The organism is Natronocella acetinitrilica (assembly GCF_024170285.1).
Taxonomy (GTDB): domain Bacteria; phylum Pseudomonadota; class Gammaproteobacteria; order Nitrococcales; family Aquisalimonadaceae; genus Natronocella; species Natronocella acetinitrilica.
Genome location: NZ_JALJXV010000014.1, coordinates 38690 through 48937 on the forward strand (window position 1 = coordinate 38690; position 10248 = coordinate 48937).

Consider the following 10248-nt stretch of genomic DNA (forward strand, 5'->3'; position numbering starts at 1 on the left):
TTTCTGGAGTGGGCATGGCGGCCATCGGCGTTGTCAGTTACGGGCTTTGCGCGCTCGCCTTCGGCTTTCTCGCGCTGTTGCTGCTGGTGAGTTGGCGCGGGGGGTCCCATGGGGCCCTGCTGGGGGCTGCGTGCGCTGCCACTGCCCTGTGGGCTGCGCTGCTTGCCGCCGCCTCATGGACGGGCATGGTGCCTGCTGTTGCGGTGGAAACCCTGGAACTCACCCGTACCGCGTTGTGGTTGGGTTTCATTGCCTGGCTGCTCGCGCCCATGCGCCGGGGCAATCTGCTGATTCGGGTGCTGTCGATACTGGCCGTGTTGGCGCCGGTAGCGGCCTTGCTGGCCATCCCGGGCATGCGCCTGTTGGGGGGCGCAGAATTGGCGCCGCTAATTGCCGGGGTTCACGGCGGCTTCATTATGATCGGGCTCGCCCTGGCCTTGCTGGGCGTCATCCTCCTGGAGCAGCTTTACCGCAACCTGCCCAGCGACCGGCGCTGGGCCATGAAGTTTCTCTGCCTGGGCGTGGCGCTGATCTTCGGCTTTGATCTCTATCTGTATTCCGACGCCCTGCTCTTCAGGCAACTGGATGCACTGGCCTGGCAGTCCCGCGGGGCAGTGCAGGCGCTGGCCGTGCCGTTGATCGCCGTTGCCGCCCGCCGCAATCAGAGTTGGGCTCTGCCGGTATTCGTGTCCCGCCATGTGGCCTTTCACACCGCAACCATCGTGGGCGCCGGCGGGTATCTGATTCTCATTTCCCTTGGCGGCTACTACATTCGCGATTTCGGCGGCAGCTGGGGCGCCTTCGCGCAGATTCTCATGGTCTCTGCGGCTGCCGTGGGGCTGGTGGTGGTGATTACCTCGGGGGATGCGCGGGCCAAACTCCGGGTTTTTCTCAGCAAGCACTTCTTTAGCAACAAGTATGACTATCGCGAGGAATGGCTGCGGCTCGCCCACCGCCTGAGCGAGACCGGCGGCGACGAGACGGCCTACGAACGGGCCGTTCACGTGGTTGCCGACATTCTTAACAGCCCGGCCGGGGCCGTGTGGCTGCGCCGCGACGACACGGGCTTTGCCCCCATGGGCGGCTGGCGGCTCGACGTGCCGGCCGACGCAACGGTGCCGGAAGACGCTGCCCTGGTGGCCTTTTTGCGCGAACGGCAATGGGTGATCGACATGGCCGAATATCGCGCCGAACCCGGTGTCTATGGCGACATGCAGATGCCTGCCCTGATTGGCGGGATGGAGCGGGCCTGGGCCATCGTGCCGCTGATGCAGCAGGAGCGCCTGACAGGTTTCATGGTGCTGTGTCGGCCGGATGTGAACGCCGAGATCACTTGGGAAGACCGGGACCTCATGAAGGTGCTGGGGCGGCAGGTGGCAAGCTACCTGGGGCAGCACGACGATGCCATGGCGCTGTCGCAGGCCCGGCAGTTCGAGGCCTTCAACCAGCTGACGGCGTTTCTCATGCACGACCTGAAGAACCTGATTGCGCAGCAGTCGCTGATTGTGAAGAACGCCGAGAAGCACAAGCACAACCCGGAGTTCATCGACGATGCCCTGGAAACCATCGGTAACTCCGTGCGGCGTATGGAGCGCTTGCTGGAGCACCTGCAGCGCAGGCAGCGCAGCGGTCTGATCGAGCGCGTGGATATCCATCAACTCATTACAGAGACCACCAGGCGCTGCGCCGATCGCGCGCCGGTGCCGGAAATCGATCTGCAGGCCTCCGGGATGATGGTGGAGGCAGACCGCGAGGAGTTCGCCATGGTGCTGCTACACCTGATCCGCAACGCCCAGGACGCCACACCGGAGGATGGCAGTGTGTCGGTGCAGGCGCTTGCTGGAGGCAACCAGGTAGAGATCACCGTGGCGGACACGGGCAGCGGCATGACGGCGGAGTTTATCCGCGATGAGCTGTTTCGCCCCTTTCATACCACCAAGAGCAGCAAGGGTATGGGCATCGGTGCCCACCAGGCCCGAGAATTCGTGCATCGCGCAGGCGGGCGCGTTAATGTCACTAGTGTTCCCGGTGGGGGGACGCAGTTTCGCATGACACTGCCCGCAGAATTGCTTGATGGGCAGGGTGCAATGGCGCATGGCGCGCCGCGCACCGGCACTAGACATAACGATTAGAACAGGGAGCATCGGGAGTGAGCGCCGAGAAGCTTCTCATTGTGGAAGACGACCCAGGGCTGCAAAAGCAGCTCAAATGGTGTTTTGAAAACTACGAAGTGATCACCGCGGAAGACCGTGAAAGCGCCCTGGCCCAGGTGCGCCGCCACGAGCCCATGGTGGTGCTACAGGACCTCGGCCTGCCGCCCGACCCGGATGGCATCGACGAGGGCATGGCGACCCTGAGCGAGATCCTCTCCGCCGCACCCGGCACCAAGGTGATCGTGGTCACGGGTAATGGCGACGAGACCAGCGCCGTGAAGGCCGTGGGGCTCGGCGCCTACGACTTCTACCAGAAGCCGGTGGATACCGACGTTCTCAACCTCATCGTGTCCCGCGCGTTTCATGTGGCGCACCTGGAGCGGCAGAACCGGGAGTTGAATCGCGCCCAGCAATCGCCCATGGACGGCCTGATCACCGGCAGCCAGCGCATGCTGAAAGTCACCCGGCTGATCGGCAAGGTGGCGCCCACCAACGCCACCGTGCTGTTGCTGGGGGAAACCGGTACCGGTAAGGAGGTACTTGCGCAGGCGTTGCATCGGTTAAGTGACCGCGCCAATGGCAAGTTCGTCGCCATCAACTGCGCCGCCATTCCCGAAAACCTGCTTGAGAGCGAACTCTTCGGTTACGAGCGGGGTGCGTTTACCGGGGCCCACAAGCAGACGGTGGGCAAGGTGGAGCTGGCCGACGGCGGCACGCTGTTTCTCGATGAGATCGGCGATATGCCCATGCCCTTGCAGAGCAAAATGCTGCGCTTTCTGCAGGAGCGGGTGATGGAGCGCGTGGGTGGGCGCAAGGAAATTGCCGTTGATGCCCGGGTGATCTGCGCCACCCACCAGAACCTCACCGACTTGATCCGGGACAACGGCTTTCGTGAAGACCTTTATTACCGTGTGAGCGAAGTCGCCGTTGAGATCCCGCCGCTGCGCGATCGCGATGGCGATGCGGTGTTGCTGGCGCGGTTCTTTCTCGCCAAGGCGGCGGAGCGCCACGGCAGCCAGGTGCGGGGCTTTACCGACAAGGCGCTGGCCGCGATTGCCGCGCACACTTGGCCGGGCAATGTTCGACAGATGGAAAACGTGATCAACCGCGCCGTGATCATTGCCGACGAAAAGCTGCTGGATGTCGACGATATCGGGCTGGATGTGGAAGACACCGGGTTGCCCACGTTGAACCTGCGCCAGGTGCGGGACGAGGCCGAGCGGCGCGCCGTGGATGCGGCCATGAGCCATGCCGACGGCAACATCTCGAAGGCGGCGGAACTCCTGGGGGTTTCACGCCCGACTTTGTATGACCTGATGAAAAAGCACGGGCTATCCGGTTCGTGAGGTAACAGTGCGCTCTTGGCGGATCACAACAAACCCGCCGACGCGAGAGGGAGTGGAGAGCATCATGAAGGGGTGGATTCAGACATTGACCGTGGGCCTGCTGGCACTGCTGCTGGCGGGCTGTGGCGACAGCATCGACGACCTGATGGAGCGTGCCCAGGGCCTGCAGGCCGAGGGACGCTACGAGTCGGCCATTGCCGATTACCGCGCGGTGCTGCAAGAAGACGCCGACCATGCCGAGGCGCGCTTCGGCCTTGGCGAGGTGGGCGTGCTGGCTGGTGACTATGCAGGTGCCGAGGATGCGCTGCGCCGCGCCGCCCGGCTGGGCATTGCCTCGGATCGTGTGCAGCCCCTGCTGGCGACAGCGCTGCTGCGCCAGGGCAAGCACGAAGAGGTTCTGCGCGACATCAACCCCGATATCGCTGGCAATGACAGCCTGCGGGCCGAACTGCTGGCCGCTCACGCCGAGGCACACATTCAGGCCGAGAACCCTGCGGAGGCTGCACCACTGGTTGAACAGGCGCTTGCGCTGGACGAGCGCTCACTCCCCGCCCTGGTTGCGGCGGCTCGCCTGGCACAGACCACCAACGACGCCACTGCCGCCAACAGTTATGCGGATCGGGCGCTGGAAGTCGAACCGAACTCCTCTGCTGCCCTGCTGGTCAAGGCGCAGGTTGCCCGTGGTGGTGGCCAACTCGACGACGCCATTGCCGCTTACAGTCAGCTGCTTGAGCTGCCACCGCTCGGGATATCGCGGGGTGAGCAGTTCAACGCCCACGGGCAGTACATCGAGACGCTGCTTATTGCCGAGCGCATCGACGATGCTCGCAGCCAGGCCGAGCGCATGCACCGCCGGGCCCAGCGCCACCCCTACCCCAACTTTCTCGTTGGGCTGATCGCATTGCAGGATGGCGACGTGGACCGTGCCAACGAGCACCTGCAGCGCACCCTGTCGGCGGCACCGGACAGCATCCCTGGTCAGCGGCTGATGGCCGCTGTTCGCATGGAGCAGGAGCAATACGCCCAGGCCATCACCATGCTGCAACGCGTGATCTCGGCAACGCCAAACGACGTGCAGGCGCGCATCATGCTTGTTGCGGCATTGCGCATGAATAACGAAGAGCGACAGGCCAACCGCGTGCTGGCCGAGGGCATTCGCGCCGCCGGTGACGACCGGCAGGCCATGTCGCTGTTAAGCCGTGCCGCCGGCGACGATATCGAGGCCGTCATTGCCGACCTCAACCAGATGGCGCAGACCAACCCCAGCGTGCAGCGCGCAAGCCTTGGGCTTGCGCAGACGTTGGTCACCGAGGGTGCCACCGACCCGGCGCGCGCCATGCTCGAGCAGATCGAATCCGATGACGAATCGGAAGATTTCACCCGTCGGCAGTATCTGGTGATCGCAGCCCTTCAGGGCGGTGACAGCGATCGCGCCATGAGCGAAGCAAGACGCCTGGTTGAGGATTACCCCGACAACAGCTCTGCCCACAATCTGCTGGGTGGCGTGCACCTTAACCTGCAGGATCTCGAATCCGCCCGCAGCGCCTTCGAAGAGGCACGGCGACTGGACCAGGACAGCGTTCAGCCGCTGATGAACCTGGGGCTGGTGGCCGCCGCCAGTGGCGACCGGCAGCAGGCCATTCGCTACCTGCGAGAAGGGCTTGAGCGGCAGCCCGATAACGTGCCCGCCATGTTGCAGCTGGCCGACCTGCACCGCCGTGGCGGCGAGAACTCCGAAGCCGAACGGTGGCTCAACGAAGCCAACCGCCTGGCACCAAACAATTTGCAGGCAGCGCTCGCCATGGCGCGGCTGCAATTGAGCCGCGGCAATCCGGAAGCCGCCATGGAGGCCGCCGACCGCGCCGTTGCCGCAGCACCCGATAACGCGGTTGCCCTGGGCTTGCAGGGTGTGGCAAGGCTAGAGGCCGGACAACCAGACGCCGCGCTGGAGAGCCTGACAGCCGCCCAGCAGATTGTGCCGGAAGAGCCTGATCTACTCTTCCAGCTTGCCCGTGCCCAGGGCATGGCTGGTGATAACGCTGCCGCTCGCAATACGCTGGAAGGGCTGGTGCGGGACCACCCCGGGCGACTCGATGCCCGCTCGGCGCTGGCACGCCTGCAGTTGCAGCAGGGTGATCCCGACGCTGCCCTGCAGACTGCCCGGGGGCTTCAGGGCGTGGAAGGCGGAGAAGCCGAGGGCGCCTTGCTGGAGGGCCACGCGCACTCCGCACTGGATGACGTGGATTCCGCCATTACCGCCTACGCCCGCGCCGTGGAACTGGGGCGTACCGAAGCCTTGGGCCCACTGGTCGCCAACCGCGAAGAAGCGGGTGTGGAACGCCCGGCCGACCCGCTGGAGCAGTGGATCGACCGCAACCCGGACAACCCACAGGCGCGGTTCTCGCTGGGTAACTGGTATCTGGAGCGCGAGCAGTATGAAGACGCTGCGCGCCACTATGGCGTGTTGGCGGACCTGACCGATCGCGAGAATGCCGTGGTGCTCAACAACCTGGCCTGGCTCTATCAGCAGCTTGGCGATGGTCGGGCTCTGGAAACCGCCCGCGCTGCGTACAGCCTGGCACCGGAGAGCGCCGCAGTCATGGATACCCTGGGATGGATCTACTTCCAGACCGGCGACGTGGACAACGCCGTCGAACTGCTGGGGCGTGCGGCCGCGGCAGCGCCGGACAACGCCGAAATCCAGTATCACCACGGCGTTGCGCTGGCGGAAGACAGCCAGACGGACGCAGCCCGGGATGCCCTTAATCGCGCGCTGGAGTTGGAAGAAACCGCCGCCTGGAGCGACGAAGCCCGCGCCATTCTGAACACGCTCTAACCCCCGTCACACCCGCCGACGACCCCATTCGGGTCGTCGGCCTTCCTTACATTGTCCGCTTGCGCACCAAAGTGGAACTACGCATGCGGCTGTTTTATAGGACGTTTCCTTGTTGGCACAGGTCTCGCATGCACAAGTGTGCGTACAGGTGGGCAACGCCCAAACAGGGAAAGGAAGGACATCATGTGGAATAAAGCAATCACGGCAGGTGTTTTGACGGCAGGGCTGCTGTTTGCCGGACAGGCAAGTGCGACTCTGACCTGGTCGATCAGCGGTGAGGGTGAGACTGCGGCCAAAGAAGCCGAAGCAGCCTTCAAGGCCGGGCTCGCACCGGGTTACATCACCGAGGACTTCGAGAGCTTCACTGTCAATACGACGGCCGACACTGATCTGCCGACGTCGATCAACACCTCGGTCGGAGACTTCACGCAGGTCCAGGCTGGTTCAGGTGGCATCTGCGAGCAGTACAATAGCTGCAGTGGACTGCTGATCCTGGATAATGCCTCCAGTGAGTACGGCGGCCGCTTTAACACTACCGATAAGCCGGGCAGCCAGTGGCTGGACAGCAACGATTCCAGAGAATTGTTGTTCGAGCCGATTGGCGGCGTGAACTCTGTCGGCTTCTTCATCACCGACCCGAATGACGCCGGTGGGCTCTTCGACTTCACGTTGACAGATGGCACCAGCACAAGCCTGTTTATCAAGGATCTGTTCGAGGGATCCATGGGCAACGGCAAGGTGTTTTACCTGACCTTCTTTGCCAGCTCAGACATCAGCAGCATCAAGATCGCAACCAACAACCGGGATGACGGCTTCGGTATCGACGACGTGACCGTCGGCCGCGTGCCGGAACCCGCAACGCTGGGCATGCTGGGACTTGGCCTGATCGGCCTGGCCGCAGCAGCACGCCGCCGTCGGAAGTCTTCCGACCTAACTTGATCCTCAGCGAGTTTGCAGTATCAAAAACGGGGCCTCAGGGCCCCGTTTCTTTCTTATGAACCCGTTCTTGTCCCCGGGTCCCGTAGGGTGTGTTAGCGCAAAGCGCGTAACGCACCGTCACCCAGCCTTGCCCCCCCTCCCTCGACACAAGCCATAGACGGAATTCTTTACAGCTCACTCCGACACACGCGATGCACCAAAACACAAGCACCTGATTTTTATAAAAAAATAATACATATTGCAGGTGGCACGGGACATGCTTACTTAACCGTACGAATAGATGGATCCGTGCCAAGCGGAACTTGGTATGCGCGAGGTGCATGAGATGAACAGTAAACGGTCGGTCTGGACAGGATGGAAGCTCGGCTCAATCGGGCTGGGCACTTTGGGGCTCCTGGGGCTCCCAGCGGCAGCATTCGGCGGCGTGCTCATCACGGCCACCATCGACGGCAATGATTGTTCTGGTTTCTTCGGCCAAGGGTTTCGAAGTTGCCAGATCTTCAACGCAGGCGATGAAGGTGACGTGAAGATTTCACCGGTCATCGCCAAATACGACGTCGAAGAGGACGAATGGGAGACAAACTCAGCTCTGTATCCCAATATCGATGGCTCGGAATTCAGCTTCGGAACTGGTTCTGAAGGGACTTGGAACTACACCCCTGGTGACGGTGACCCGGGCGTTCGGTTCTGGGCTGCCAAGGGTGGCAACTTCTTCAACCTGTTCTGGGTAGTTGGTGAGGATGAAGCTGGCCTCTGTGACGGTAGCGGCGTGAGCCTGCTCACCCTTGACTGCCTGAATGCCGCCCAAGTGGTGACCAGCGGGTCGTGGATTACTCCGACCAACCCGAATAACGGTAACCTCACCGGCCTGTCTCACCTGACCTTCTACAACGAGAAGGCGGCTACAAAGGTTCCGGAACCCGCCACACTCGGCATGCTCGGACTCGGCCTGCTTGGTCTTGCAGCCGCCACACGGCGCCGCCGCAGCAAGTAGACCTTGCCTACAGCATTCTTCTAGGGGCACCTGCGCGGTGCCCCTTTTTTGTGTTGTCGAAGTTCCTTACAACCTGATCCACCAAACTCGATATCTCCAGCCTGACCCACCTGAACTCAGTGACTTACGCCATTGGCAGTATTCCTGCGTTGATGTTCATGCACTGACATTATGAACGCAACAAAAGGGTGGGATTTATGCGACTTGGATTTACGATGAAGACAACCGCACAGACGGTCGCCCTAGCAGGGCTCTTGGGTGGGATGGCCTTTGCGGTATCGGCCGCGCCGATCACAGGGGATCCGATCGGCAACGACTTCGGCTGGGAGCCGAATAGCACCAACCAGCAAAACTTCGATCAGGAAGTTCCGGGCCGTGAAGGGCAAGAGGTGCCTTATGTCCTCTTCAGTGACAGTGGGCCTGGCTTCGTCACTCTCGATTTCTTCAATGAAACGAATTCTCAAGCGTTCTTCGAAACCCGCATCGACGGCGTACAAACCGGCACGAGCCCCCATCCGATTGTAATTGGCGACACCATCCATAGCGGCGTCAATGTCGACAACCGGGGCGCAGACGGCGTGAGCTTCATTCAGCAAACGTTTGGCGCCGAGCAATTTGTCGACGTACGGCTCGCCCTCGGCGGCGAACGGGATTGGGACTTTGACTGGGTACGCTTCGAAGTGGGCTCTACTGCCTCAGTGCCTGAGCCTGGCATCCTAGCGCTGCTCGGTCTGGGCCTGCTTGGTCTCGTCATTGCGCGTCGCCGGAGCGTTTGAGTCGACGCGCCTAGGGAGCTTAATTGGTCGGTAGCGATGGAGCCCCGCTGATGCGGGGCTTTTTTTGTCGGTGCGTTACGGCCTTCGGCCTAACGACACCCTACAGTAGGCCGTGCTCGATCGAGTGTATGGTGGGCGCCATTAGGCTGGAGGCCTCAACGCACCGATCCCACGCACGAGATACGCAAAAAAAACGGCAGCCCTGGGGCTGCCGTTTCTGATCATCACGCTACTTACTACGAGTGCTTCTTATCGCTCGGAGCGGCGACGGCGGGCCGCGAAGCCCATGCCAAGCAGACCGAGACCGAGCATGCCCAGGGTGGCGGGCTCAGGGACGGCAGCCGTGGCAACTTCGAAGGCGTTGTTGCCGCTGGTCAGCTGAACGCTATCGAAGTCACCCGAAAACGACACATATTGGTCGAATTCATAGTTGTCGTTCGTTGCTGAGAAGTTCTCGCCGTACTCTTCGTTGACGGCGGCCGTGAGATCACTGCCACCGTATTCGGAGATCAATCTGTCACCGGTGAAGAACTGAATCAGGTTGAACTCGTCGACGGAGCCCCAGTAGAAGGAGAACACACCATCAAGCCCGGTTACATCGATCGCCGTGCTGGGATCACCGTCAACGTCTTCTATCGACGAAGACAGCTGCTCACTGGTCATGTTGAATGACGTGGTGTTATCCGGATCGCTGCTATCAGATCCAGGCGTCAGGAATTCGTTGCTTGAGTCGAATGACGGATCCGCCACGCCACCGCCGCTCACGTCATAGCCGCCGGACGCCAAATCGACGCATTCGGCTGAAATGCACTCGAAACCGAGCAACTCGGGATCATCAGCTGTCGGCACCTCCAGCGCGGAATTCGCGGTGCCAGACATCAGCAGAGCGGCGGACGCCGTTCCCGCTGCCCACCCGATCCATCTGTTTTTCTGTCGCATAAAACGCTCCATAGCTTTTCCATACATTGCACGCGTGAGGGTGCAGGAGTAGTGCCAGACGCTGCACAAGGCGGCATGAGCGCTTCTCCACAGAGCACATGACATTAGTTGGTGCGAGTTGTAAGAACGACCGACAGTGGCGGTGGTGACGGGATGCGGGCTGGATCGGGCTATGCGACGACAATTGCTCTGGCCGGTTAACGACAACTACTTTGGCCGGTTGCCACTAAGCTTGACCGCTTTTCCACGGGACCCAGAAAGGGGC

7 protein-coding genes are annotated in these 10248 nt (G+C 61.9%); 6 read left to right on the forward strand and 1 reads right to left on the reverse strand.

Annotation, left to right across the window (positions count from 1 at the left end):
* Window positions 1-14: 14 nt before the first annotated feature.
* The 6 genes from prsK (at window position 15) to J2T57_RS21425 (ending at window position 9044) form a co-directional block, all read left to right on the forward strand.
* On the forward strand, window positions 15-2132 hold the full coding sequence (gene prsK / locus J2T57_RS21400; RefSeq protein WP_253485365.1) for an XrtA/PEP-CTERM system histidine kinase PrsK: 2118 nt from the start codon (window positions 15-17) through the stop codon (window positions 2130-2132).
* A gap of 17 nt (window positions 2133-2149) precedes the next feature.
* Window positions 2150-3499 (forward strand): PEP-CTERM-box response regulator transcription factor, encoded by a 1350-nt coding sequence (gene prsR / locus J2T57_RS21405; protein ID WP_253485368.1) that lies wholly within the window; start codon window positions 2150-2152, stop codon window positions 3497-3499.
* 64 nt (window positions 3500-3563) lie between these two features.
* A complete protein-coding gene (prsT, locus tag J2T57_RS21410) occupies window positions 3564-6335 on the forward strand; it encodes an XrtA/PEP-CTERM system TPR-repeat protein PrsT (protein ID WP_253485370.1) in 2772 nt (923 codons plus the stop codon).
* A 183-nt stretch (window positions 6336-6518) separates the two neighbouring features.
* Window positions 6519-7274: a PEP-CTERM sorting domain-containing protein gene (locus J2T57_RS21415; protein ID WP_253485372.1), complete on the forward strand. Its 756-nt coding sequence runs from the start codon at window positions 6519-6521 to the stop codon at window positions 7272-7274.
* Window positions 7275-7554: 280 nt separating this feature from the next.
* Window positions 7555-8268 (forward strand): PEP-CTERM sorting domain-containing protein, encoded by a 714-nt coding sequence (locus J2T57_RS21420; RefSeq protein WP_253485374.1) that lies wholly within the window; start codon window positions 7555-7557, stop codon window positions 8266-8268.
* Window positions 8269-8483: 215 nt separating this feature from the next.
* Complete coding sequence (locus J2T57_RS21425) at window positions 8484-9044, forward strand: PEP-CTERM sorting domain-containing protein (RefSeq protein ID WP_253485383.1); 561 nt, start codon at window positions 8484-8486, stop codon at window positions 9042-9044.
* A 249-nt stretch (window positions 9045-9293) separates the two neighbouring features.
* Here J2T57_RS21425 and J2T57_RS21430 read toward each other — a convergent pair whose 3' ends face one another.
* Window positions 9294-9923, reverse strand: a complete 630-nt coding sequence (locus J2T57_RS21430) for an Npun_F0296 family exosortase-dependent surface protein (protein ID WP_253485385.1) — start codon at window positions 9921-9923, stop codon at window positions 9294-9296.
* Between the last annotated feature and the right edge of the window lie 325 nt (window positions 9924-10248).

What these genes read in the sequence shown, in the direction of transcription:
- prsK (WP_253485365.1), top strand. Translation starts at nt 15, where the DNA reads ATGGCGGCCATCGGCGTTGTCAGTTACGGGCTTTGCGCGCTCGCCTTC.
- prsT (WP_253485370.1), top strand. Translation starts at nt 3,564, where the DNA reads ATGAAGGGGTGGATTCAGACATTGACCGTGGGCCTGCTGGCACTGCTG.
- J2T57_RS21415 (WP_253485372.1), top strand. Translation starts at nt 6,519, where the DNA reads ATGTGGAATAAAGCAATCACGGCAGGTGTTTTGACGGCAGGGCTGCTG.
- J2T57_RS21420 (WP_253485374.1), top strand. Translation starts at nt 7,555, where the DNA reads ATGGATCCGTGCCAAGCGGAACTTGGTATGCGCGAGGTGCATGAGATG.
- J2T57_RS21425 (WP_253485383.1), top strand. Translation starts at nt 8,484, where the DNA reads ATGAAGACAACCGCACAGACGGTCGCCCTAGCAGGGCTCTTGGGTGGG.
- J2T57_RS21430 (WP_253485385.1), bottom strand. Translation starts at nt 9,923, where the DNA reads ATGTCTGGCACCGCGAATTCCGCGCTGGAGGTGCCGACAGCTGATGAT.